The following is a 25783-nucleotide window of genomic DNA, read 5'->3' as shown; positions in this document are numbered from 1 at the left end:
TTAAATTCTCATAACGATTATTTTACCATTAAATTACTGCATTTAGGGAAAAAATCTTCTTCTAAATACATTCTAGTAATAAAGGGTTATCCTAGGGAAACTTTAGAACTACGTTAGAAATTCTCAATGGGATAAATGTCCATAGGAGCTAGCTTTCTATTCTTATGAATCATATGTAAAAATAAAAAATCGAGTACAATTTGTACTCGATTTCTTCCCTTCAGTTCACCGTATTAGGCCTATCATGTTACGTAACTAACAAGTCATCTTTGCTTCTATTCATCCCCAATGATCTTTACTTCGGTTTCTAAGTCTACACCGAATTTTTCTTTTACTGTTTTTTGAACGTGCTTAATTAATTTCAAGTAATCCGAAGAGGTAGCATTATCTACGTTGACGATAAAGCCAGCATGTTTCGTCGAGACTTCTGCACCGCCAATTCTAGTACCTTGTAATCCACTATCTTGAATTAGTTTTCCAGCAAAATAGTTTGGAGGGCGTTTGAATACACTACCACACGATGGATATTCCAATGGTTGCTTCGATTCACGTAAAAAAGTATTTTCGTCCATTTTTGCCTTAATCGCTTCAGGATCTCCTTCTTCCAGTCGGAAAACCGCATCTACAATAATATAATTCTCTTTAGCGAACACGCTATTTCTGTAGCCAAACTGAAATTCGCCTTCTCGGAGGGTGATGATTTCTCCAGAACCGTTTATAATAGTTGAAGAAATCAAGACTTCCGAGATTTCTCCACCATATGCTCCAGCATTCATAATTAAAGCTCCACCAACCGTGCCCGGAATGCCACAAGCAAATTCAAGCCCAGTTAATCCAAAAGAGAGAGCTGTACGAGAAACATCGATAATATTCGCACCACTCCCACTATGAATTTCTCGACCATTGACAGAAATGTGATTGAATTTTTCTAGACTTACAATTACTCCTCTTATCCCTGTATCTTTAATAATGACATTTGTTCCTTTTCCTAACACAGTTAGAGGTATTTCGTTAGTGTGGACATATTTTACGATCGTTTGAAGTTCATGGATATCTTTCGGTTTAATAAAGATATCTCCATTCCCTCCAGTTTTAATAAATGTATGTTTGGATAAAGGTTCTGATAGTAAAATGGACAGATTAGGAAGCTTATTCTGTAAATCTTTCATAACTAATAAATTATCTTTCATTTTTATGCCTCTTATGTTTTATTTTCAAGAAAGTCTACATTGATATTAAAATAAAAACACCTGAATAGCAACGATCTATAGAGAAATTACTCAAAAACACCTATATGGAATACTGCATATCTATAACAACATATTCGTTCGCCCAGTTTTCGGTTCTCATTTTATATCAATATTTACATTATAAATCAACTATCAGATTTTTAAGTTCTTTATATATTTCGACCATCTCTTTAGTCTTCATTCTAACGAGTCCACTAGTCGAAGGTGCAACAAAATCAAGCACGCCTGAAACAGTTTGATCAGATTGTAATCCCCAGTTAGCTTGGCGCTTTCCGGTATATTTTAAATAGACGCCCTTTCCGACAAAACAAACGATTTTCGGCTTAAAATGAGCGATTTTTTCTTTTAAAACTTTTTTGCCTTCAATATATTCGTTATTTGTAATTTCATCAGCACTTCTAGTTGGCCGTGGTACAATATTTGTAAACCCAAATCCATTAAAAAAAACTTCATCCCCTTCAGAAGGGAGAAATTTTCTACTTGTTAAGCCACTTTCAAATAAAACGTTCCAAAATCGGTTAGTGGGGTTGGCGTAGTGATGTCCAGTTTCGCTTGAGCGAATACTTGGATTAAACCCAACAAAAAGAATAGATAATCCTTCTTTAAGATGGTCTTGGACTGGCTTCATACTATAACCCCCTCCTCTTTCCTTAAAATCGGCATTGTACAACAGCGAAAAGAGCCTCCTGATTTAATGATTTCGGATAAATCTATTTCTATTACATCATAGCCTCGTTCACGCAACTTCTCGTTCACAATTTGATTACTTGGAAGGCTGTACACTTTCTTATTCCCAATGGAAAGGACATTCGTGCCGAGAGTAAACTGTTCTTCTTCTGTAACTTCAATTAGTCGAAACTGTTTCTTTAACATCATAATTGTTTCATCTGATAAGGCAGCGGGAAAATAAAGAGCTTCGTCACGTGATAAAATGTTAAAAACACAATCAAGATGTAAATATTCTTCGTGAAAAGGAATGGGGATGATTTTGAAATCAGGTAAGGCTTCTTGGAGAATTGCAACTGCTCTTTTATTCGTTCGGCTGCTAATACCAACATACACTGTATGTTGATTGATCATAACATCTCCACCTTCAATTATCCCTTTAGTCATTTCGATAAAAGGGGAACCTCGGAAATTCAATCTTTTCTGTAATGCTTTTTCTTCTCCCTTGCGAATACTGCTTGCCATTTGTGCTACGAAGACTTGATTCCCTATTGTAAAGCCAATGTCACGAGTAAAAACTTGTTCAGGAAAGGTATTATCTGGTGGCAGAAGCAGAACCTCAACACCATTCGCCCTTAAAGAACTAGTGAATTTTCTATGCTGATTCATAGCAAGATCTTGATCAATGTTGTTTTGAGTATAATATTTCTGGGTCTCGTTGATTACTTCTCGTATTTCCATATATTGTGGTTCACACATAATCACCTTATTGAGAGGATCATATTCGCTTGAACAAAAAATCTTGTTGTCGTTTTGGGAAGCCATCATTGATCACCTTTATTTCAATAAGAATTTTTAGATATGAAAAAGTAACTAAGAACAGTTACTTCTGCTTAGTTACTTTTAATATATTCTTAATTTATTCTACTTTTATTCGCCAACCGAACAAGTCTTCTTTTTTTCCTGTCTGTATACCTGTCATAGTATCATAAATATTTTTCGCTAATGGCCCTGTCTCGCTATTATTAATTTCCATATGATGCTCTTTCCATGCAAGCTCACCTATTGGAGAGATGACAGCAGCAGTTCCAGTACCGAATGCTTCTTCGAGAGTTCCAGTTTGATGAGCATGATAAAGTTCTTCAATTGATATTCTTCGTTCGATGACTGGTATGTCCCAATGGTTTAAAAGCTCAATAACTGATTTTCTAGTGATTCCCTCCAAGATGCTTCCATTTAATTCTGGAGTTATCACTTTTCCGTCAATTTTAAAGAATACGTTCATGCTTCCAACTTCTTCAATATACTTATTTTCTTTTCCGTCTAGCCACAGTACTTGTGAATAACCTTCCGCCTCTGCTACCTCTTGAGCTTTTAGAGAACCGGCATAATTTCCAGCTGTTTTAGCATTGCCAGTACCACCTTTTACAGCCCTGACATACTCACTTTCCACTGCGATTCTCACAGGATTAATTCCTTCTTTATAGTAAGCGCCCACTGGTGATAAGATGATGATAAATTGATAATTTGTTGACGGTGCAACACCTAAATAAGGCTCGGTCGCAAAAATAAATGGACGTATATAAAGAGAAGTACCCTCTTTATTGGGAATCCAATCTTTATCAATCGAAATTAGTTTTTTCAGTGCTTTGAGAGCGAACTTCTCATCGATTTCAGGGATACAAAGTCGATGATTAGACCGATTTAATCTTTTCATGTTTTCGAGCGGTCTAAACAGTAATACTTCTCCCTTGTCGTTTAAATAAGCTTTTAACCCTTCAAATACAGTTTGCCCATAGTGGAAAATGATAGCAGCTGGATCTAGCGTAATCGGTTGATAAGGAACAATTCTTGGATCATGCCAGCCTTGAGCACTGGAATAATCCATAATAAACATATGATCCGTAAAAATTCTGCCGAATGGAAGTTGTTCTTGTTCTGGCTTAGTTTTTTTATTAGTGCTTAATTGAATTTTAATTTCTGTCATGATGCCTCTCCTCACCTATTTACTAATTTCTAATTTGTCCATCCCCATAAATGAAGAACTTGCTTGATGTAAGTGCTTCAAGACCCATTGGACCTCGGGAATGAAGTTTCTGTGTGCTAATACCAATTTCTGCTCCATATCCAAATTCGAAGCCATCGGTAAATCTGGTTGACGCATTATGATAAACCGCTGCAGCATCAACATTAGTTAAAAAGATTTTTGCATGATTATCGTCATTCGTAATAATTGCTTCCGAGTGTTTTGTACCAAAGCGGTTAATATGATCAATGGCTTCTTCAAGGCTGGATACTGCTTTAATACTAACAGTTAATCCAAGGTATTCAGTAGACCAATCTTCTTCGGTAGCCTTTCTTATATTATGACATTCGTTTGCAATGATTTCATCTCCGAAAATTTCCACTCCACTTCTTTGAAGAAGGTCGATTAAAGCTTTACCACTTTGTTTTAGCCATTTTTCATGAATTAGTATAGACTCAATAGCGTTACATACAGAAGGACGTTGTAATTTAGCGTTCAAAATGATTTCTGTAGTCATTTGATCATCAGCTGATTCATCAATAAAAATGTGGCAATTACCCGCGCCTGTTTCAATAACTGGAACAGTAGATTCTCTTACTACGGTCTCGATTAAATTTTTCCCTCCACGAGGAATTAATACATCAAGATACTCATTTAATCGGAAAAGTTCTTTAGCTGTCTCTCTGCTTGTATCTTCTAATAATTGAATAGAGTCTATCGCTACTTCGCTGTTCTCTAATGCTTGGTGAATCGTGTGTACTAGTACTATATTTGAGTGTTTGGCAGAAGAACTTCCCCTTAATATAACGGCATTTCCTGTTTTAATAGCAAGTGTTGCCGCATCGATTGTAACATTAGGACGTGCTTCATAAATCATGCCAATTACACCAATTGGGACGCGCTTTTTATAGATTTTTAATCCATTTTCTTTTTCGATTGTTTCGAGGGTTTCACCAATCGGGTCTTTCAGTTTGATTAAAAGTCTAATAGCACTAGCCATATCCTCGATGCGTTTTTCATTTAGCATAATGCGATCAAGAACGGCATCAGATAGTCCCTTCATTTTACCTTCTTGCAAGTCCTTTTCATTTTCCTGAAGGATAATGTCTTGGTTTTCTAGCAGCTTTTGAGCAATAAGTTCCAACGCGATATTTTTTTCTTCGGTTGAAACATTAACAAGAGAATAACTGGCTTGTTTTGCCAAGTGTCCCTTCGTTTTTACTTCACTCATTTACGCTCTCTCCCTTATCAGATTTGGACCCACCGATCCCGATGGATAACTTCGTGCCGGCTTGTTGGAGTTTCCAGCTTTTTTTCTTTATCTCGTTGATCTATTATTCTCTTTAAATCATCAGAGGTATAACTGACTTCCCCTTTACCTAAAAGGCCATTCACACCAAACACTTCCACAACATCCCCTCTTTGGAAGGTACCTTGGACTTTAAATACACCAGCTGGCAATAAGCTCTTCCCATTAAACAAAATAGCCTCTTCTGCTCCTTGGTCTACATATAAGCGACCAGACAATTCTGAGTGAATAGCTATCCATTGCCTACTTGTATTGATAGCAGTAATTTTTGAATTAGAAATGTATGTGCCATTCCCATTACCTTTCAATATTTCTATGAATTTGTCTTTGCCCACTCCGTTACCTATAAAAATTGGGATGCCAAGGGAATGGGCAGTTTTTGCTGCTAATAATTTTGATTTCATCCCACCTGTACCGATTTTTGAACCTGCTCCATCCATTTTCTTTATTAATTCTTCAGAAATGGATTCCAAGTATTCTAATTTTTTAGCATGTGGATTGGCTCGGGGATTAGAATCATATATCCCATTAATATCTGTCAAAATGATGAGTTGATCTGCATGAATAAAACCACTAACAAGAGCAGAGAGCATGTCATTGTCGCCAAATGTTAATTCTTCAATGGAAACAGTATCATTCTCGTTGATGATTGGTAATATTCCCCGATCTAAAAGTTCCGTCATCGTTGCAAACGCATTTCGATATCGTTCTCGATTGGAAAAATCGGTTCTAGTTAATAAAATTTGAGCGGGAACAATATCAAACTCGTTAAATTTATCTATATAAGACTGAATAAGCAGGCTTTGTCCAACAGCTGCAGCAGCTTGCTTCCCTTTAACTGTTACGGGGCGGGAAGGATATCCAAGACGTTTAAATCCTGCTGCAACTGCCCCGGAAGAAACGAGAATTACTTCATGCCTTGCTTTTCGTAATTCCGCAACTGCACAAACATGATCATTAAATTTTTCTAGATCAATTTCGCCTTTTTCATTCGTTAAAGAACTGCTCCCAATTTTGACTACAACTCGTTGTTTTTTCATCAGTATCACCTAAATTTTAAAAAATAAAAAGCCCCATCATCCTCGATTTTAAGGACGAAAGGACTTAGCTTCCGCGGTACCACCATAATTGGATGTCAAGAAACATCCCGCTTTTCCTATAACGTAGGTACACGCCTGTGTTTTTGTCACAGGACTCAAAAGGTAGGTTCTACGGTTTGTTAGTGGCGAAATCTTCCAGCTCTTAAATTTCGCTCTCTGTCACAACAAAATTCGTATACTAATCCTTCTTCAACGTTCAATGGATTTTATAATATTATGGCGATATTTTTCTGAAATGTCAAGAGATTCAAGATGCTATTTATAATGTTCAATACAGTAGCTAAGGATTAATTCTTCTTCCTCAGGTTCTAATGCAAAATCCAAAACTTTGTTTGAACTCTTTTCGATAATTTCGTAGTGCAAAATCCTTTTTTCGCTTTCTGTGACAGAGAAAATGACCCTTAGTAATAAGCCATGTTCCGAAAATAAATCATCTTCTTCTGGAACATCAAATTGCAGAAAAAACTCATAACGTTCTCCTTGTAGGATGCCAGTTGGATCATGCAACTGTTCAACTTCATGTCCGACGATTTCCATTCACAATTCCCACTTTCACTTTTGTCTTTTTTTTATCCATAAACCTATTAATACGATAAGCAGAATGGCTAATCCAATATAGACGATATTCGAGTAAACGTCCATCATTTTAACAATATCTTCCCATGATTCACCTACAGCGGCTCCAATATTAACTAAAATGACATTCCAAAGCAATGTTCCTAATAATGTAAATACGAAAAACACGATAAAATTCATGCGTGCCATTCCGGCAGGTATTGAAATAAGACTGCGAATAAGAGGAATGAATCTACAAAAAAAGACTGTCCACTTTCCCGACCGATTAAACCATGCTTCTGCTCTATGAATATCGGTCATTTTCAAGCGAAGAAAAGGACCAAAACGATGTACTATAATTTCTAACCTGTCCGCATTTAATAGATAACCAATACCGTAAAGAATAATAGCGCCAATAACGGAACCTAGTGTTGCATACCAAATAACTCCAGCAACAGATAGTCCCGTATAAGTCGTCATAAATCCCCCAAAGGTTAAAATGACTTCGGACGGAATAGGAGGAAAAATATTCTCAATCGCGATTAAGATAAGAACTCCTAAATAACCAAACTTCTCCATTATATCTAATATCCAGACTTCCACGTTCTTCCTCCTTAACATAAGGGATCTTTTTACCATCTTACAATCCGAAGATACTATTTATACCAATTTGTTCAAATACACCCGCCTAGGTATATGCGTATACCCCGTATAATATGTAAAAAAAGATTGAATGCAGAATTATATTAAAATAACAAATGAGTGAGGTTGATATATTTAAATAGCCCCTTAAAATAGCGAGAATTAGTACCTGGTGCTAATTATTCAAATAACTATTAATACCAGGTGTTAATACCGGAAGTTATAATAAAAACAAGCATCAATCTGATGCTTGTTTTTGCTAAAAGGTATTATAAACATTTTCACACTCAGTAGCTGTCGGTTCGTAGAAACAATGTAATTTATAGCGAGCAACAAGTGGCTGGTTGTACCATGTTGCAGGACAATCTCCTTCAGGTCTAAAATACCAGAGGCTATATTTCGCCGGCCATACTCTTTCCCCATTGATCGCCCGCTTTGCTAGCCTTCTTTCACTCTCTCTTGCTCTTTGGTAAAAATACCCGTGGGTCACGGCTTCAAATGCATGCGGCTGATAAATCATCTGTGGGATTGTTCTTATTCCCTTAAAATCGGAACAATCTGCCCTGATTCTATTGATGCCGACATTACCAACCATCATCATTCCTTGTATTCCTTCCCCTTCAGCTTCGGCTCTCAGTAATCTTGCCAATAAATCTATATCCGATTCTCTTGCTTTAACTACAGGCATACTGCCACCTCCAAAGATTCCTTCACTTTCATCATATTGGATGGTGACCCAATTGTTTACGACTCAAAATTGATAATTAATTATTCATCAAAAAATTCTCTTGCTTTTGCTGCTACTTCTTCAGGCTTTTTATAACTTAATGGTTCTTGGTGTAGAGCTTGGAAATAATTTATATCACTTGTATCCAGTGCACCCAATGTAAATCGTGGTATTAATCGAACGTGAGCTGGTTGTTTCATATTTGGATCGATAGAAAGCTGGAATAATAAATTAAAGCTTGAAAAGTCCTGACTTTTTAATGTTTTGAAAAGACAAATGAGACCATCAGCAAAGTCAGACCAATCTTGTTCGGTGATTTCGTAAAGGTTGTTTACATTATTAAAGATTCCTAGAAAATCATTATGTCCTTTCGGGGCATAAGCATGCATCCATGCAACCCTTCCCTTTTCCCCGATCCATCTTTCTCTATTTTCCTTCTCGATATTGTAAAGCTCTGTAAAATACTCTTTCCCTTTGTCGTTATAAAACATTTGACCACTTTGATGGACATTGGCCTGATAATTAGTTGGTGAATCAGATACAATAACATGTAAATGTGGATGAAGAATACTACCTCCTGAATGAGGTAAATAATTCCAATTAATCGATGCATATTTTGTTTCGGGATCGGATTTAGTTACTTTTTTAATATATGTTTGTGCAGTCATAAAAGCATTTCTTATTAGTGTTGGAGTGAATTCCTCAAGTTTTACATAATGCTGGCCAGAAAAAACAACTACACCGTTATGCTTGCTATAAGGGAATAAGTTTGGAAATGAAATGGCTTCTCCCTGAAAAATGCGACCGTTTTCAGCAATTTCTTTTGGGAATAATGGTGTCATTTGCAAAATATTTTCTGAACAAAACGGACAATTTTTCCCGCTTGTTTTTTCTGCGGCTACTGAATAATCAGGTGGTGTCAGCTTTAAACCCGAATCAAAAATGATTCGGGATGTTCCCCCAGTTAATGGATCAAATCGAACTTCAGTCTCTCTCTCAATCAAATTTCCTTTTCCGTCATAAAAAGAAAATGATTCAGTGTGTTTTTTAAAATTAATACACATAATTGGCCCTCCCTTATTTTTACATTGTTTTTTATTATTCTACCAAATGATGTTTGTAGAATTTCTATGACTAGTTCAAAAACATAATGTGTTTTACTAAATAAATATGGACGTTTGGATGTAGCAATGCACATACAGTTTTATTGTTTTAGTTTTTTAAGAACAATCTGTTCCCAAAATAACCAAGGAAGGAAATGTTTCAAAAAGATTATTGTTCTTACACCTTTTCCAATCGGATAACGAAGTTTCTTTATTTGTTTTCGCAAACAAAGTTCTGTTATTAGCAGTGCTACTATTTGCGGTTCGCCGTAGCTACTTCTCCCCTTTTCCATTTCATTCTCAATGGCTCTCATATAGGAACGGTAAGGTGATGACTTTAATAGTGAGCTTTTCGCTATTCTTTTTCCCTTTGTCCATATATTTGTTTGAAAAGAACCAGGTTCAATAAGTGCAACATCGATACCAAATGGTTTAACTTCAAGCCGTAAACATTCGGTCCATCCTTCCAATGCGTGTTTTGAAGCTACATAGGCAGATAAACCTGGAAAGGCGATTATTCCAGATATACTGCTGACATTGATGATTTTTCCTTCGCCTCGTTCTCTCATATTGGGTAGTACAGCATGAGTGACTGATATGACTCCGAATAGATTAGTTTCGAATTGTTCTTTATATTCTTGTAGGCTTACCTCTTCTGCAAAACCTCCAAGAGCAAATCCCGCATTATTAATTAAAATGTCAATTGGTGGTAGTGCTTCTAAGTTAACTGCCAGATTTTCTATAGAGTTTGAATTGGTAACATCTAATTGCAGAAAATAGGTCGGACTAGCTACTTCATTTTGTTGACATAACTTTATTATGGTATCTTTATTAGTTAAATCTCGCATCGTTGCGATTACTTCAAATCCTCTACGACAAAGCTCGATTGTTGTTATTAAACCGAACCCGCTTGAAGCTCCAGTAATTAATATTGTTTTTCCAATCATAGATCAATCTCCAACATAATTGGACAATGGTCACTTCCCATAATGTCACAATGGATCTGGGCATCTAGTAAGGTATCTTTTAATCGTTCAGAAACGACAAAATAATCAATTCGCCACCCGATATTTCTTTCTCTAACTTTATTCATATAGGACCACCACGTATAAGCCCCCTCTTTATTAGGATAAAAGTATCGGTATGTATCGATAAATCCATTATCCAGCAGAGTAGTAAATTTCCCACGTTCTTCATTAGTAAAACCCGAATTTCCCATATTCGGTTTCGGATTTCGCAAATCTATTTCATTATGCGCAACGTTTAAATCACCGCAAAGAATAACAGGCTTGCTTTGATCCAATTCTTTTATGTAAGTAAGAATTCGATCTTCCCAAGTTAAACGATAACTTAATCGTGCAAGATCTCGCTGAGAATTTGGAGTATAGACATTAATAAGGAAAAATTCTTCAAATTCCAATGTTATTATACGGCCTTCATCCTCAGTTTCATCAGTTCCAACTCCATATTTCACAGAAAGCGGTTTGATTCGTGTAAAAATAGCGGTCCCAGAATAGCCTTTTTTAATAGCGTAATTCCAATATTGATTGTAATTTTCCAAATCTAATTGAATTTGACCATCTTGTAGTTTAGTTTCCTGAATACAAAAAATATCAGCATTCTCTTCAGTAAAATAATCCAGAAATCCCTTTTTCACACAGGCTCTAATTCCATTAACATTCCATGATACTAGTTTCATAGCTTTTTCCCCTTTTAATGAACTAATTTTATTGTACACTTTTCAGTTTTTCAAACAAGCAATCGATTTCGTTATTGAAAAAGGATCGGTTTCTAGGAACCGATCCTTTCTGTTCATTTAAATATTTCACATGGCTTTTTTGTTAATTTGCTTACTTCTCAACTGTCCACAAGCAGCATCAATATCTGCTCCCTGCTCTAGTCGAACACCACAGTGGATCCCTTTTTTCTTTAATGTGTCAAAGAAAGCCATGATACTTTTTTGTTCACTTCGTTCATATTGAATGTGCTCGTTAACTGGATTATAAGGAATTAGATTTACATAAGTAAGATGACGCCTGTTTTCAAGTAGCTTAGCTAGTTGTAAAGCCTCTTCTACATGATCATTGACATCTTTTAGCAGTATATATTCGATCGTCACGCGACGATTATTCCTTTCCAAATAATAATCAAGTGCCTCCATTAGTTTGGCAATTGGGAAGGCGCGATTAATTTTCATAATTTGCCCTCTAAGTTCATCGTTTGGAGCATGAAGTGATAAAGCTAAATTTACTTGAAGTTCCTCATCAGCAAAATCACGAATCTTATGAGCCAGTCCGCTTGTAGAAACAGTAATATGTCTTGCTCCAATAGCTAATCCCTTTGGATCATTCACAACTCGGAGAAAATTCATTAGGTTTTTGTAATTGTCGAAAGGTTCACCGATTCCCATAACGACGATATGACTTACACGTTGGTCTTTTTCTCTTGAATCTAGAAGCTGTTGCACTTTCATGATTTGGCCAACAATTTCCCCACTAGTTAAATCCCGGCTTTTTCTCAATAGTCCACTCGCACAAAAACTACATCCAATATTACAGCCAACTTGAGTAGTTACACAGACAGATAAACCATATGGGAAACTCATCAATACAGTTTCAATTAGATTTCCATCTTCCAAGCGAAATAGAAACTTAATCGTGCCGTCCGAGGATTCTTGCTTAATAACTTGTTCTAACGGTTGAATACAAAAATTGTCTTCTAATAATGTCCGACATTCTTTACTAAGGTTGGTCATTTCATCAAAATTCTCAACCCGCTTTTGATACAACCAGTCCCAAAGTTGTTGTGCTCTGTATTTTTTTTCACCGTGTTCCAAAAGCCATTCTGTTAATTGATCTATCGTTAACCCATAAATTGATTGTTTCACGTTTGATACCCTCATTTCAAAAATTGCAATGTAGTTATTATAATACTTAGGTTTTTAAAAGGAAACAACCTATTTGTCATTTCCAGTAAACTTATATTTTCAATTGGGCCATACTAGGCTCCTAACCGTCATGAAAAAGATCAAACTTTTGGGGGCATAAAAAAGAGCTGTCACTTATCCGACAGCTCTCTCTGCTTTATTTCCATTCATATGGTGTTTCTTGGTAAACATAGTAGTTTAACCAATTAGAGAATAGCAGGTGGCTATGAGACCTCCAAGTGTTGAGTGGTTTTCGAGTATTGTCGTCATTTGGAAAGTAATTTTCAGGTGGTTGAATATCGATCCCTTTATTTAAATCTCTTTCATACTCTTCTTCCAAAGTAGTTGTGTCATATTCTAAATGGCCAGTTAGCATAATATTCTTTTCATCTTTAGAGATGATCATGAAAGGTCCTGCTTCCCCATTGGACAATAACAATAAATCTGGATGCTGGATAATTTCATCTTCACTAACACTTGTATTTCGCGAATGTGGGGCAAAAAAAAGATCGTCAAACCCACGAACTAGTTTAATTTTCGGGTCGGAAATCTGATGCTGAAATACTCCAGAACATTTTTCGGGAAGGTCATACTTATCTATTCCATAATGATAAAATAGTGCGGCTTGTGCACCCCAACAAATATGCATTGTCGAAGTCACTCGTGTTTTTGTCCATTCTAAAATTTCCTTTAATTCTTCCCAATAAGTCACTTCGTGAAATGGTAGATGCTCAATAGGTGCACCAGTAATAATCATTCCATCAAAATATTGATTTTTCACTTCAGAAAACGTCGTGTAAAATTGATCAAGATGAGATTTGCTAACTGTTTTAGATTGATGTGTAGCCATATGTAAAAATGAAACATTTACTTGTAGTGGTGTATTTCCTAAAAGTCGTAGTAGCTGCACTTCGGTTTTTTGTTTTTCAGGCATCAAATTTAAGATTAAGATATTGAGAGGACGTATATCCTGCGCAATAGCTCGTTCCTCGTCCATCACAAATATTTTTTCTACTTCCAAAATTTCTCTCGCCGGCATTTTCTTAGGTATATTAATAGGCATTTAAAAACCTCCTTGCTGTAAAAAAAACTAGTGTTTTACACAATTAGTTGACTATCTTTTCCGCTATTTAAAAAATACTGATAAAATCAATTATATATAGGATTTCCTCTTTGAGCAAGCTCGATTGATAAATCTTAAATTAATCCCCTTATATTACCGATTTATTGAAATTGTCAAAAATATTTCCTTTTTGTATAGAAATAGATATAATAGCAATGTACTAATTTATTCTTTTTTATTGGAGGTATAGAGTTTCATGAAAAACAAACTCGTAGCCGGATTACTTGGAATTTTTCTAGGTGGTTTTGGAATTCACAAATTCTATCTAGGGAAAATTGGTCTAGGCATTGTTTATATTTTATTCTGCTGGACTGGAATTCCAAGTATTATTGGTTTTATTGAGGGAATCGTATATATCGCAACAAGCGATGAGAACTTCGATAAAAAATATAACAACGCTGCTTAAGTAAATAAAAAATCCGCTGTTCTAAAAGTGAGCAGCGGATTTTTTATTAAATGATTATTTTAGGAAATGGCTTCTTGTTTGATTTGGCTATGGAATAAACTGTAATAAAACCCATGATGTTCCAATAAAGATTTATGGTTCCCTTTTTCGATTAATTTTCCTTGATCGAGAACAAGAATTTGATCAGCATTTTGAATAGTATTTAACCGATGCGCAATCACTATGCTAGTTCTGTCTTTCATTAATCGATACAGTGCTTCTTGGATTTTCATTTCAGTAATCGTATCAATATTACTTGTAGCTTCATCCAAAATAAGTAAGGATGGATCTGATAACATTGCTCTCGCAATTGACAACAATTGACGCTGTCCTTGACTAATCCCGCCTCCATCTTGCTTTAACACAGTATCATACCCATTAGGCAGTTTCATAATAAACGAGTGGGCATTGGCCATTTTTGCCGCATCAACAACCTCATCATCTGTTGCATTCAGTTTTCCATATCGTATGTTTTCTTTAATTGTCCCCTGAAATAAATACGCATCTTGTAAAACAAAACCCATTTTACTTCTAAGACTATCTCTTTTAATCGTCGTGACATCAATACCATCAATTAAAATTTTACCGTCATTAGGTTCATAAAAGCGAGCTAGTAAGTTTATAATAGTCGTCTTTCCAGCTCCTGTTGGTCCAACTAGTGCTATTGTTTCACCTGGATTTGCATGAAAGGAGAAATCCTCAATCGTTTGATCCCCATCATCATATGAAAAAGAAACATCTCGAAATTCAATGGCACCAGCAACATAATCGATCGAGCGGCTCGAAGCCTCATCTTTTTCTTTTTCTTCGTCTAAAATTTCAAAGACTCTTTCGGCACCAGCAACAGCGGATAACAATGTATTAAATTGGTTTGCTAAATCATTAAGCGGTCGGGTGAATTGGCGCGAGTATTCAGTAAAAACAACGATCGTTCCAATACTGACATGTCCATTTAATGCTAATACCCCTCCAGCTCCGGCAATGATGGCGAAATTCAAATTATTGAGCATATTCATTAGTTTTGGGATAAAGCCGGAATATGTTTGTGCCCAATAACCAGCTTTTCTTAATTGTTCATTTTTTTCCATGAATTCTGCAGTGATCTTCTCTTCTTGAGAAAAGGTTTTTACAATTGTCTGCCCAGCGATCGTTTCTTGAATGAATCCATTTAAATCACCTAAATGTCTTTGCTGTTCTTTAAACAGCTTTCCTGTGCGATTTGTAATCCATCTCATTCCAAAATACATTAATGGTACGACAATCATTGTAATTAATGTAAGTATTGGACTTAATAGCAACATTACTGTTATTGTTCCTATAAGGGTTAAAACACTGGAAAATAATTGAATCACAGATGTGTTTAAGGTTTGGCTAACATTATCGATATCATTTGTTAGCCTGCTCATTAGTTCTCCGTGTTGACGTTTATCAAAAAACTTAATGGGCAAATTTTGCAATTGAGTAAACAGTTGATTCCTCATAGTGAAAACCGTTTTTTGCCCAATCCCAACCATCCAAAAATTTTGCATAAAACTAGATACTGAAAACAATAGGTACACACAGCCAATTATAATCAGTATCGTGAATAATGCAGTACCACTGTTTTGAGCAATATATGAATCTATTGTTTTACCAATTAGGAAAGGACCTAAAAGACCAAGTCCAGAGCTAACTAAAACCATTAAAAGAACTAAAGATAGTTGCCCTCGATAAACATCAAGATATTTCCATATTCGGAGCAATGTGTTTCTCCAATTTCTTGCTTTTTCAACTTTTACTGGTTGCCCATGCCTGCCTCTATTGGACATCTGCGAGTCCCTCCTTTATAAATTGGGACTTATATATTTCTTGATAGAGCGGAGAAGTCTTCATTAGTTTCTCGTGACTACCACTGGCTGTTAACTCACCATCATCCAATAACAAAATTTGATCGGCTTTCATCGCTGTTGTTATTTTTTGAGTAATGATGAATGTAGTACAGTCATATTTTTCCAAAGCATTCAATAATTTTGCTTCTGTTTTCATATCAAGTGCACTTGTACTGTCATCTAAAAACAATAGTTTTGGTTTTCTAATTAGCGCTCTAGCGATAGAAAGTCTTTGCTTTTGTCCCCCGGATAGATTGACGCCTTTTTGTCCAATTTTCGTTTCATATTGTTCGGGCAGTTTTGTAATCGTTCCATGAATTTGAGCGTCTGTTGTACTTTCGATAATTTCTTGTAAAGTAGCATCTTCTTTTCCCCATTCAAGATTGCTTTCAACGGAACCAGTAAATAAAATGGATTCTTGAGGAACAAAACCAATTTGTTTTCGCAGAGAATCTAAGGTCATATCCCTAATATCGATTCCATCAATTTTAATAGCACCACTTGTAATATCGTATAACCTTGGAACTAACTGGAATAACGCTGATTTTCCAGCTCCAGTCGCACCCATCAAGGCAATCGTCTCTCCAGGATTCGCTGTAAAAGAAATATTAGCTAATACTAGGTGGTTTGTGCCAGGGTATTGAAAACTAACATTTTCAAACTCTACTTTCCCTTTTTTAATCTTTGGAATGGAGTAGCTTGAAGCATTGTCTTCGAGGTCAACTGTTGTCTCAAGCACCTCATTAATTCGTTGAGAAGAAGCTCTTCCTCGGGAAAAAGCCATTATAATCCAAGATAACATAGATAGTGCCATAGTAATTCGAAAACCATAGTTAACGATAGCAACAACCTCTCCGACATTAATTCTTGCTTGATGGACATCAACGGCACCAAACCAAAGAATGAATAATATGGCTAGATTCATGACAAACAAAAGAATGGGACCTAGTAATTCAACAAGTCTTAGTGTTTTAACAGTTTGATTTCGTAAATCTTCATTCGCCTTGCCGAATCGGTTTTCTTCAAATTTTCTTCGAATAAAAGCTTTTATTAATCTCATGGCTGTTAAATTTTCTTGCATGACATTATTGACTTTATCCAATTTATCTTGTACTAGTCGAAATAACTTGCCGCTTAATTTCATCATCCAAACGAGAAGAACAACTAAAATTGGAATAGGAGCAATAAGTATAAGAGCTAGTTTCATGTTTACAAAAAATGCCATTGTAACTCCACCGATTATTAATAAAGGAGACCTTAAAGCAATCCGTAAACTCATAAAGACGGTGTTTTGAATCTGAGTAATATCATTTGTTAATCTCGTGATGAGTGACGATGTTTGGAATTGAGCTAAATTATTAAAAGAAAACGATTGCACTTTTTTGAACACTGCCGCACGAACATCAAAACCAAAACCTTGACTAGCGTGGGAAGAATAAAAAGAATTGATGATCCCAGCAGCAAATCCTAGCAGTGACATCCCGACCATGATGCCTCCCCATAGAATGACAGCGTGTAAATCTTCCTTCAATATCCCTTCATCAATAATTTTTGCCATAAAGATGGGATGCCATAATTCCACTGTCAACTCAATTAACATGAGCATCCATGCAAAAACCATGGCCCAGCGATAGGGCTTTAAATATGAAATAACTTTCCCCATGTTGCATTCCCCCAGATCATTCGTGTAGCTAAATATTTATTTCTCTTTATCTTAAGATAAAATGATAAATTTGTCATGTGAATTGTATGGACTTTTCATAACTTTCATTAATCACGTATAGAAAGATTTGTTTTATTCATTTGATGTATTTGGCCGATTTATGGTTTAATTAAGCCTAGTGAAGCTTTTTTCATTAATTTGTTTTCCACACTTGGTTTGGCAAAAATATTAAAATATTGGATTGGAAAGGATCTTATAGATGACAGAAAATCTTGAAAAAGCGACTTTCGCTGGCGGTTGTTTTTGGTGCATGGTAAAACCGTTTGATCAATGGGATGGCATTCACAGTGTCATATCAGGTTATATGGGTGGACATGTAGAGAACCCTACTTATGAAGATGTGAAATCGGGGCATTCCGGACATTATGAAGTTGTACAAATTACGTTTAATCCTGATGTTTTTCCTTATCGACAGTTGCTAGATATATATTGGCAACAAATTGACCCTACAGATGCAGGTGGGCAATTTCAAGATAGAGGGACTTCGTATCGAACAGCTATTTTTTATCATAATGATCAACAACGAGCTGCTGCAGAACGATCAAAAGCAGATCTTGCTGTTAGCGGAAAATTCAATAAACCGATTGTGACTGAAATAAAACAAGCGGAACCTTTTTATCGTGCAGAAGAGTACCATCAAGACTTTTATAAAAAGAATGAAGAGGAATACACGGAAGATAGGGAAAAATCGGGGCGCGATGAGTTTATTGCAACTTATTGGGCTAAGCAGTGATAAATATAGTTTGTATTTGAGAAAAGATTCGACGAAATTTCTGTCGAATCTTTTCTCAAAATTATATGGCGAACATCGTAAAGATTAATAATGAAGTGGTAAATCGTCAAGGTCATGAAGTTGTATAATCGATTTCATCAGGGTCAATAGTTTTTAACGGTTTTTCAGCAGGACCTTCAATGACCTCTCCCTCAAAGGAAAAACGTGAACCATGACAAGGGCAATCCCAAGTTTGATCCCCGCTATTCCAATTTACTTCACAGCCCATATGAGTACATGTCGTATCAACGACATATAGCTTGCCTTCGTTTGTTTTATACGCTCCAGCACGCTTCCCTTTAATAGTGATGACTGCCCCCTCACCGTTGTGAATATCTTTTAATTCTTTATCAGGCCGGTCGAATTTTCCACTGATTAGATGTGTAGCCACATTAAGATTTTCTTTTATCATTTTTTTAATGCCTGGATCAGCCTTAAAACGAGAGGGAGAAAAAAGCTGTTCATAAGGGTTTGCATTTCCTATAATCAAATCTTTTATAAGATTTGCTGCAACATGGCTGGTCGTCATCCCCCATTTACGGAATCCTGTAGCGACAAAAAGATTTTTATAAGTAGATAAACGTCCAATATAAGGGAGCTTATCCGGAGTTATTAAATCCTGAGCTGACCATTGGTAAAGGATTTCTTTAACACCAAAATGTTCAGTTGCAAATTTTTTAAGTGCCTCATAATGATCTTTCTCAGGCTCGCCTTGCCCAGCTTTATGATTTTCTCCGCTAAATAAGAGCATTTCCTCATTATTTATGGTAACTGGTCTGATTGATCTAGTTGGCTGTTCAGCATTTATATACATACCACCTTGAAACGATTTCATAGGTTTTCCAGCTATAACATATGATCGATTTGGGGATAGCCTAGCAAAATATCCTTGACTGTCATGAAACGGAAAATGGGAGGCGGAAATAACATATTTAGCTTTTACTTTATTACCATTGCGGAAAGAGACAATAGGTGGATCTCCATCTTCCATATGAGTTGCTACTGAATTTTCAAATACTTGACCGCCCTCTTTCTTAAAAAGCTCCAATACATTTACTAAATAGCGAAGTGGATGAAAATGAGCCTGGTTTCTCATCACAACTGCAGCTTTATAAGGAATATTAATAGGAATGTCATTACTATACTCTCCATCAATACCTAAACGTTTATAGGCATCAGCTTCTAACTTCAATTTCTCTATATAGTTTTCATCATTCGTATAAATATAAGCATCTTCCTTTTGGAAAGAGCAATCTATATTATGATCGTTAACCATTTTTTCGATTTGTTCTATCGCCTTGTGATTAGCTTCATAATAAAGTCTGGCTCCATCTTCACCGAAATGACTAATTAACTCGTTGAAAATAACTCCATGTTGTGATGTAACTTTCGCAGTAGTATGGCCAGTAGTACCATTTAAAACTTTACTTGCTTCAAAAATAGCCGTTTGCATTCCTTCCTTTGCCAAAAGATACGCAATAGATATACCTGTGATTCCAGCACCTATAATCGCCACATCAACATTCATATCGTGATCTAGAGCGGGAAAAGTTGGCATTTCTAATGATTGGATCCACCAGGACGGAGGAAATATAACCTCGCTAGTTCTATTCTGACTCATATCAATCCCTCCCATTAGTTAAAAGATAAGAATCTATAAAATTTGCTAGTTGCTGGTCGCCTTTCGCTTTTCTTATCTATTAGTTGATATTCCCAACTTGGCTTCAAAGCATTCACCTTTGTAAATAACAAATATAAAAAATGGAGACTGTCTATGAGCGACAGTCTCCATTTACTAACTAATAACTGGTAAAACCCTTATTTCTTTTTCCATTTCCGATTTACAGATCGGACAAATTGTTTTTTCTTCTGAAGAAAAGGCATCCCTCATCCAACACGAACATTCCTCATTCGTACATGACCAAACAACCGTTTCTTTTTCTGGAACTGGTTCTCTTGGTCCTCTTCTATATGCCATGGCAAGATCCCCTTTCTTATAGTTAATTCTATTATACGCTAATAAGTGAAATAAACCAAATGCCCATGTGAAAGTTAGCAAAATTCAAATATAAGTATGTACGGAGAATAAAATACCTCGATTGGCTCAGGGATATTTTTGAGTTAGTAAATGTTCCGATTTTTTTATTATGGATAAAAGTTTTTCGGCATTTTTCTTATACATCTGTTTTGCTTCTGCTGAATCAGTATCAAGTGAATACGATTCCAAATCTGCCTGACATTTTTTTAACGCGGTAAGTACACTTTGTCGTGGTTTGGCGCTAGGCATTTGAATCTTGTCGTCGTAAATATCGACAGTTAGTTCTCCAAAAGAGTTCACTTGTCCTAAAAAAACATTATCAAGTGCAATATTTAATTTTTCTAATTCAGCATCTAGCCAAGCTCTTGATAATCCGCTATTAGCCAAGCCTTTATCAATTATCTTACCTTCCATAATAACAGTTTCAGGGACTTTATCTGGGGCAACTTCCATTGTTAGGTCGGATGGTGTAATTGGTTGTTTATCTTTTTTTAATAAGACATTTAATTCTCCATTCGGTTCTAACAATGCGAATTCAACATCCGCTACTTGAAAAGCATTTTTCTTTCTAAGCATTTGTAATAATTCATCAATTGAATATTGCTCTTTCATTAAGTTTTCTTCTTGAATTTTTCCGTCCTTAATGATCACTGTCGATGTACCCTCAACAAAGTCCCGTATTTTTTTATTTTTAAGTCCTATGAGCCCTATCACAAAAGGAATTGCTGTCCAAATTAGCAGGCTATATATCCCGTTTATAAAACTACTTTCTACTCCTGTTGAAACTTCAGCAGCAATACTACCAATGGTAATTCCAGCAACATATTCATAGAAGGACAAATGTGCTAATTGTTTTTTCCCTAATAATTTCGTCATAAAAAATAATGCAACGACCATCATGATGGAACGAAGAATGACTTCAAGCCAATTAGGAATATCCATCCACAAAGTTCCTCCTTTTATGAATTTTTATATTGCTGCTCTTCCGCTTTCATAAATTCTACTCGGCGATGTAAATCCTGAATAATAGCATCCATCTCTTCCATACACTCGTGAAAAATTTTTTGCGTTTCTTGATCTGTTGCCAATTGAGCAAAACGGCTGAATTCTGCTTGAATCGTTTTAGTAGTAGCCAATGTACCCTTTACCTTTGAATAAACAGTCATCATAACCTCCAAATATTTAAGAGGAGCAGAGCAGCAAAAACTCACCACTCCGCTTTCCTTTTTACTAACAGAAATTTTATTGGTTATATTGAGGTTCTTCTTGCATTATTTCTTGAACTCGGGGTTGAAGCTGATCTATGATCGCTTGAGTTTGTTGAGCGCAGGTCTTGTATAGCTGTTTAGCTTGTTGGTTATCAGTATCAAGGGCGAACCCTTCAAAACTAGCCTGTGCTGTCTTTAATCCTGTAAGTGTTTGTTGAACTTTTGTGATCACAGTCAAAATTAACAACCTCCTCCTATTTGTTCTCGTAAGAACGTTTCTATTTTGTGATATAAATTATGTTTTATAAGTAGAAAAAAATGGATAGTAGGTTAAGGAATTTTGAGGAGATATCGTGGAATAAATAAAGCCAGTACCTTTTAAGGATACTGGCTTAGAATTTTATTGGTGAGCAAATTCTTCTTCAAGCTTTGCTATGCGCGCTTGTACATCTTCTTCAGTAAGATTTTGCTCTTTAACATAAAGATTTCTAGGATGAACGCGACATTCATCTGTACAACTTCTCATAAATTTATGCTCATTTTCCTCTGAACAAAGTATTTGTTTATTACATTCAGGGTTTGCACAATTCACATAACGTTCACATGGAGTACCATCAAAATAATCGCGACCAACGATAACATGTTCCTTTCTGTTTACAGGAACTGCTATTCTTTCGTCAAACACGTAACACTGCCCATCCCATAATTCGCCTTGAACTTGTGGATCTTTTCCGTATGTGACAATACCGCCATGCAATTGACTAACATCTTCAAATCCTTCTTTTAAAAGCCAACCTGAGAATTTCTCGCACCGGATTCCACCTGTACAATAAGTTAAAATTTTCTTCCCAGCTAATTTATCCTTATTTTCTCGAACCCAATCAGGTAAATCACGAAAGGCCTGAATATCTGGACGAATGGCTCCTCTGAAATGTCCAAGGTCATACTCATAATCATTCCGAGCATCTAGTACTACAGTATTTTCATCTCGTAAAGCTTGATAAAACTCTTTTGGACTTAGATGTTTTCCAGTTAATTCATTTGGATTAACATCATCTTCAAGTCGAAGTGTGACAAGTTCTTGCCGATGGCGTACATGCATTTTTTTGAAGGAGTGTTTGTCAGCCTCATCAATTTTAAACACCATCGTTTCAAAACGGGGATCTTTCTTCATTTCATTCATGTAAGTTTCTGTTTGTTCATGAGTACCCGAAACTGTTCCATTGATGCCTTCATTCGCAACAAGGATCCGCCCTTTTAAATCAAGGCTTTTACAAAATTTCAAATGTCTTTTAGCAAATGTTTCGGGATCATCAATTTCTACATACTGGTAGTACAATAGTACTTGATATTTTGGATTTTTACACATGAAAAATACCACCTATCGTCTTATATTTGCAAGATATAAACGTGTTTAGGAGGATTAGATTCGGTTATCCGAATGTATATACACTTTACTCTTACAAGAAGTTATTTTAACGATAGCTAAGTAAAAAAGCAAGCACTTACTATATCCGTAAATGGTAAGTAAAGGCGTATTCATCATCTTTTTCCAAATAAAAATCGATTTTTTCTTTCATATATTTAAAGTTTTGACAATCGACAGTTAACCAAAAGGGAAATTCTTTGGAGAACAATCCTCGCTACGCGGTGTTGATGACTATGTCATTAGAAATTTTTTATTTCCTAATAATATATTAGATGCTGGTATTTCTATTATATTAGCAAAGTTAACTGGCTTGAAAGTCTACTCTTCATTTACAATGTACAATCCTTCAGCATTCCTTGCAGTGGTAACACTTGCGATAATACTTGACTAATTGACAGTTCGCTTTATTTAGCTATTTGATCTTAATAAATACAATCCGATCGTTAAAAGAATCATCACTATTATGGCCATAGTATCAGACAATTGCCATTTTAACTTACGGAAGCTGGATCTTGCTGCTCTAGAATCGTAACCGCGAACTTCCATAACATCTGCCATCTCTTCGGCTCGATTTAAGGAACTAACAAATAAAGGAAGAAAAATTGGAACTAATGTTTTCATTTGTTGAAACAGTGAGCCTTTTCCAAACTCGGTGCCTCTTGCTCGTTGTGCATCCATCACTTTCTGAGTTTCATCGAGTAAATTCGGTATAAAGCGAAGAGAGATTGACAGCATAAGTGATATTTCATCTACTGGTATTTTAAAGAACCGCAAAGGACGCATAAGTGAATTTAATCCATCGGTTAAATCAATTGGTTTCGTTGTTAAAGTGATCACTGTAGATATAAAAATAATCATGACGAATCGACAAAAAATATATCCCCCATTGACTAGACCAAATTGTGAAATCGTAATCAGTCCCCATTCAAAATAAATCGTTCCTCCTGCAGTAAATAAAATTTGTAAGAAAACAGTAAATAAAATGAGCCATATTAATGGTCTTACTCCACGAACATATACACGAAGCTTGACTTGTGATATATATATAACGAAAAAAGTAAATATCCATAGTAACGCATAAGTCATCCAATTATTCCCAAGAAAAAGGATGAAAATAAAGGATATACCCGCAAGCAATTTAGATCTTGGATCAAGCCGATGTAAACAAGAATCACCGGGGAAATAGCGTCCTAAAATGAGTTTATTCATATTAATCCAACCTTTATTAAAGCATCTGCTAGTTCATCAACTGTCAAACATATTTGAGGCAGCAGCACTCCAGTCTTTTTTTCAATTTTTAATTGAAGTCTACGTGCTTCTGGAACATTTAGATGCCATTTCTCCAGTTGTTCTGTATTCCCGAATAATTTTCTCGTTTCTTCATGCATGACAACTTTACCCTTTTCCATTACGATTACCTTGTCTGCATAAAGTGCTACATCATCCATATCATGTGTCACTAATACGGTTGTTAGATTGCGTTCCTTATTCCAAGAAGCAATTAAGCTCAAAATTTCCCTTTTTCCAGTCGAGTCTAGACCAGCACCAGGTTCATCTAAAACTAAAACATCCGGCTCCATAGCTAAAACCCCAGCAATCGCTACTCGCCTTTTTTGTCCGCCTGATAAAGAAAACGGAGATTTTTGTAGAATGTCAGGCTCCAATCCAACTTGCTTAAGGACTTGAAAGGCTCTTTGTTTCGCTTCGTCAATAGTTAACCCGAAATTAAGTGGCCCAAAGCAAATATCTTTTTCAACTGTTTCAGCAAATAGTTGTGCTTCAGGGAATTGAAAGACCATACCTACACGTTTTCTAACATTGGTTAAAGTGAATTTATTAATCAATGGCTCAATCAAAAACTCCCCAATCTTCACTTTACCTTCACGTGGAACTAGTAAGCCATTCATAGCTCTTAATAGACTGGATTTCCCTGCCCCTGTATGACCAACTATAGCTGTAAATGAACCGGTCATTATTTCTAAATCAACTGAGTTAAGTACTAACGAGCTTCTGATCGGTCCTAACTGATAATCAGCGGACACGTTTTGAAAGGCTATTTCCATAACCACTTCACCATCCCATCTTCCGTCATGTAGGAATCCGGTACTTGATATCCTCGTTTTTTTAAGGTTCTTCTAAGTTGTTCTCCAATAGGAGCGGCTAGCTCATCATCCTCTTGTAAAATCTCTTTCGGGGTCCCACTTTTAATAATTCGCCCATTTTTCATTCGTAATATATGATCAGCTGCAGTTGCTTCATTCATATCATGTGTAATGGAAATAATAGAAATATTCTCCGTTTTTCTGAGAGATAATAATGTAGAAATTAATGATTCTCTGCTTTTGGGATCAAGCATGACAAATGCTTCATCTAATACAATAATAGATGGTTTCAAAGCTAATATACTAGCTATCGCGACTCGTTGTTTTTGTCCACCAGATAAACGAGAAGGATCATGGTGTCGAAATGGGCCCATTCCAGTTAATTCCAATGCCCAATCTACTCTTTTTACCATCTCTTTATAAGGCATATTTATATTTTCTAAACTAAATGCAATGTCATCTTGAACAGTTGTACCTATAAATTGGTTATCAGGATTTTGAAAAACAATCCCTATTTTTTGACGAAGTTTCCATTTGGTTGCTTCATTTATTTCGATACCCTCTACGAATATCTGTCCTGTCTGAGGTTCTAACAAACCTACTATTATTCTGGCTAGAGTCGATTTTCCAGAACCATTTTGCCCAATGACGGCTATCCATTGGCCCTCAGCAACAGCCAATGAAATATTATCTATGTTCTTATGATTAGACCGCTTATCATATTGAAAGGATAAGTTATTTATTGCTAAAATAGGCTTTATCATGGCACTT

General features: G+C 35.9%; 27 protein-coding genes and 1 other annotated feature. Of the genes, 2 read left to right on the top strand and 25 right to left on the bottom strand.

The genetic code is table 11. The features are described from left to right. Positions 1-275 precede the first annotated feature (275 nt). The 14 genes from murB to metA all read right to left on the bottom strand — a co-directional run bounded on the left by murB (position 276) and on the right by metA (position 13367). Positions 276-1190, bottom strand: a complete 915-nt coding sequence (murB, locus tag BN1243_RS03825) for a UDP-N-acetylmuramate dehydrogenase (protein ID WP_230200096.1) — start codon at positions 1188-1190, stop codon at positions 276-278. 178 nt (positions 1191-1368) lie between these two features. Beyond that, positions 1369-1878, bottom strand: coding sequence for a mismatch-specific DNA-glycosylase (locus BN1243_RS03820; RefSeq protein WP_062104929.1), 510 nt, complete (start codon positions 1876-1878; stop codon positions 1369-1371). Further along, the gene (locus BN1243_RS03815) at positions 1875-2741 is read right to left on the bottom strand and encodes a dimethylarginine dimethylaminohydrolase family protein (RefSeq protein WP_062104928.1); all 867 of its coding nucleotides are present in this window, start codon (positions 2739-2741) and stop codon (positions 1875-1877) included. The genes BN1243_RS03820 and BN1243_RS03815 overlap by 4 nt, the downstream gene beginning before the upstream one ends. Positions 2742-2835: 94 nt before the next feature. After that, on the bottom strand, positions 2836-3903 hold the full coding sequence (locus BN1243_RS03810) for a branched-chain amino acid aminotransferase (protein ID WP_062104927.1): 1068 nt from the start codon (positions 3901-3903) through the stop codon (positions 2836-2838). Positions 3904-3925: 22 nt separating this feature from the next. Continuing rightward, positions 3926-5173 carry a glutamate-5-semialdehyde dehydrogenase gene (locus BN1243_RS03805; protein ID WP_062104926.1) on the bottom strand — a complete coding sequence of 416 codons (1248 nt, stop codon included), beginning with the start codon at positions 5171-5173 and terminating at the stop codon, positions 3926-3928. Between the two features lie 17 nt (positions 5174-5190). Then, positions 5191-6291: a glutamate 5-kinase gene (gene proB / locus BN1243_RS03800; RefSeq protein ID WP_062104925.1), complete on the bottom strand. Its 1101-nt coding sequence runs from the start codon at positions 6289-6291 to the stop codon at positions 5191-5193. Between the two features lie 47 nt (positions 6292-6338). Next, positions 6339-6553: a binding site (T-box leader), on the bottom strand. A 53-nt stretch (positions 6554-6606) separates the two neighbouring features. Further along, the gene (locus BN1243_RS03795; protein WP_062104924.1) at positions 6607-6888 is read right to left on the bottom strand and encodes a DUF6509 family protein; all 282 of its coding nucleotides are present in this window, start codon (positions 6886-6888) and stop codon (positions 6607-6609) included. Positions 6889-6903: 15 nt separating this feature from the next. Then, positions 6904-7509: a DedA family protein gene (locus tag BN1243_RS03790; RefSeq protein ID WP_062104923.1), complete on the bottom strand. Its 606-nt coding sequence runs from the start codon at positions 7507-7509 to the stop codon at positions 6904-6906. A 298-nt stretch (positions 7510-7807) separates the two neighbouring features. Continuing rightward, positions 7808-8236 (bottom strand): cell wall hydrolase, encoded by a 429-nt coding sequence (locus tag BN1243_RS03785; protein WP_062104922.1) that lies wholly within the window; start codon positions 8234-8236, stop codon positions 7808-7810. 80 nt (positions 8237-8316) lie between these two features. Further along, positions 8317-9339 (bottom strand): hypothetical protein, encoded by a 1023-nt coding sequence (locus BN1243_RS03780; RefSeq protein WP_062104921.1) that lies wholly within the window; start codon positions 9337-9339, stop codon positions 8317-8319. A 140-nt stretch (positions 9340-9479) separates the two neighbouring features. Then, positions 9480-10325, bottom strand: coding sequence for an SDR family oxidoreductase (locus BN1243_RS03775; protein WP_062104920.1), 846 nt, complete (start codon positions 10323-10325; stop codon positions 9480-9482). Next, the gene (locus BN1243_RS03770) at positions 10322-11077 is read right to left on the bottom strand and encodes an exodeoxyribonuclease III (protein WP_062104919.1); all 756 of its coding nucleotides are present in this window, start codon (positions 11075-11077) and stop codon (positions 10322-10324) included. The genes BN1243_RS03775 and BN1243_RS03770 overlap by 4 nt, the downstream gene beginning before the upstream one ends. A 126-nt stretch (positions 11078-11203) precedes the next feature. Beyond that, on the bottom strand, positions 11204-12265 hold the full coding sequence (rlmN, locus tag BN1243_RS03765; protein ID WP_062104918.1) for a dual-specificity RNA methyltransferase RlmN: 1062 nt from the start codon (positions 12263-12265) through the stop codon (positions 11204-11206). Positions 12266-12461: 196 nt separating this feature from the next. Continuing rightward, positions 12462-13367 carry a homoserine O-acetyltransferase MetA gene (gene metA / locus BN1243_RS03760; protein WP_062104917.1) on the bottom strand — a complete coding sequence of 302 codons (906 nt, stop codon included), beginning with the start codon at positions 13365-13367 and terminating at the stop codon, positions 12462-12464. A gap of 256 nt (positions 13368-13623) precedes the next feature. On the opposite strand from metA, the gene BN1243_RS03755 reads away from it, so the two are divergent. Then, the gene (locus BN1243_RS03755; RefSeq protein WP_062104916.1) at positions 13624-13833 is read left to right on the top strand and encodes a TM2 domain-containing protein; all 210 of its coding nucleotides are present in this window, start codon (positions 13624-13626) and stop codon (positions 13831-13833) included. Positions 13834-13892: 59 nt separating this feature from the next. Here the strand turns inward: BN1243_RS03755 and BN1243_RS03750 are convergent, their stop codons facing one another. Next, positions 13893-15680 (bottom strand): ABC transporter ATP-binding protein, encoded by a 1788-nt coding sequence (locus BN1243_RS03750; protein ID WP_062104915.1) that lies wholly within the window; start codon positions 15678-15680, stop codon positions 13893-13895. Further along, positions 15670-17403 (bottom strand): ABC transporter ATP-binding protein, encoded by a 1734-nt coding sequence (locus BN1243_RS03745; protein ID WP_062104914.1) that lies wholly within the window; start codon positions 17401-17403, stop codon positions 15670-15672. Before BN1243_RS03745 ends, BN1243_RS03750 begins: the two co-directional genes overlap by 11 nt. Positions 17404-17662: 259 nt before the next feature. Between BN1243_RS03745 and msrA the strand changes: the two genes are divergently transcribed. After that, positions 17663-18196, top strand: coding sequence for a peptide-methionine (S)-S-oxide reductase MsrA (msrA, locus tag BN1243_RS03740; protein WP_062104913.1), 534 nt, complete (start codon positions 17663-17665; stop codon positions 18194-18196). A 112-nt stretch (positions 18197-18308) separates the two neighbouring features. Here msrA and BN1243_RS03735 read toward each other — a convergent pair whose 3' ends face one another. The 9 genes from BN1243_RS03735 to BN1243_RS03695 form a co-directional block, all read right to left on the bottom strand. Further along, positions 18309-19856 (bottom strand): FAD-dependent oxidoreductase, encoded by a 1548-nt coding sequence (locus BN1243_RS03735; RefSeq protein WP_062104912.1) that lies wholly within the window; start codon positions 19854-19856, stop codon positions 18309-18311. Positions 19857-20030: 174 nt separating this feature from the next. Then, on the bottom strand, positions 20031-20213 hold the full coding sequence (locus tag BN1243_RS03730) for a cold-shock protein (protein WP_062104911.1): 183 nt from the start codon (positions 20211-20213) through the stop codon (positions 20031-20033). 126 nt (positions 20214-20339) lie between these two features. Then, a complete protein-coding gene (locus BN1243_RS03725; protein WP_062104910.1) occupies positions 20340-21215 on the bottom strand; it encodes a DUF421 domain-containing protein in 876 nt (291 codons plus the stop codon). 17 nt (positions 21216-21232) lie between these two features. Next, complete coding sequence (locus BN1243_RS03720; protein ID WP_062104909.1) at positions 21233-21439, bottom strand: DUF1657 domain-containing protein; 207 nt, start codon at positions 21437-21439, stop codon at positions 21233-21235. A gap of 76 nt (positions 21440-21515) precedes the next feature. Continuing rightward, positions 21516-21719, bottom strand: a complete 204-nt coding sequence (locus tag BN1243_RS03715; protein WP_062104908.1) for a DUF1657 domain-containing protein — start codon at positions 21717-21719, stop codon at positions 21516-21518. A gap of 162 nt (positions 21720-21881) precedes the next feature. Beyond that, positions 21882-22850 carry an oxygen-dependent tRNA uridine(34) hydroxylase TrhO gene (trhO, locus tag BN1243_RS03710; protein WP_062104907.1) on the bottom strand — a complete coding sequence of 323 codons (969 nt, stop codon included), beginning with the start codon at positions 22848-22850 and terminating at the stop codon, positions 21882-21884. Positions 22851-23318: 468 nt separating this feature from the next. Continuing rightward, on the bottom strand, positions 23319-24119 hold the full coding sequence (locus BN1243_RS03705; protein WP_062104906.1) for an energy-coupling factor transporter transmembrane component T family protein: 801 nt from the start codon (positions 24117-24119) through the stop codon (positions 23319-23321). Then, the gene (locus BN1243_RS03700; RefSeq protein WP_062104905.1) at positions 24116-24973 is read right to left on the bottom strand and encodes an energy-coupling factor transporter ATPase; all 858 of its coding nucleotides are present in this window, start codon (positions 24971-24973) and stop codon (positions 24116-24118) included. Before BN1243_RS03700 ends, BN1243_RS03705 begins: the two co-directional genes overlap by 4 nt. Further along, positions 24964-25776: an energy-coupling factor transporter ATPase gene (locus BN1243_RS03695; RefSeq protein WP_062104904.1), complete on the bottom strand. Its 813-nt coding sequence runs from the start codon at positions 25774-25776 to the stop codon at positions 24964-24966. Before BN1243_RS03695 ends, BN1243_RS03700 begins: the two co-directional genes overlap by 10 nt. Between the last annotated feature and the right edge of the window lie 7 nt (positions 25777-25783).

Source organism: Bacillus niameyensis (genome assembly GCF_001375535.1).
Lineage (GTDB): Bacteria > Bacillota > Bacilli > Bacillales > Bacillaceae_C > Lederbergia > Lederbergia niameyensis.
The sequence above is the reverse complement of the archived record's forward strand: the minus strand, read 5'-3'. Positions and strand labels throughout refer to the sequence as shown.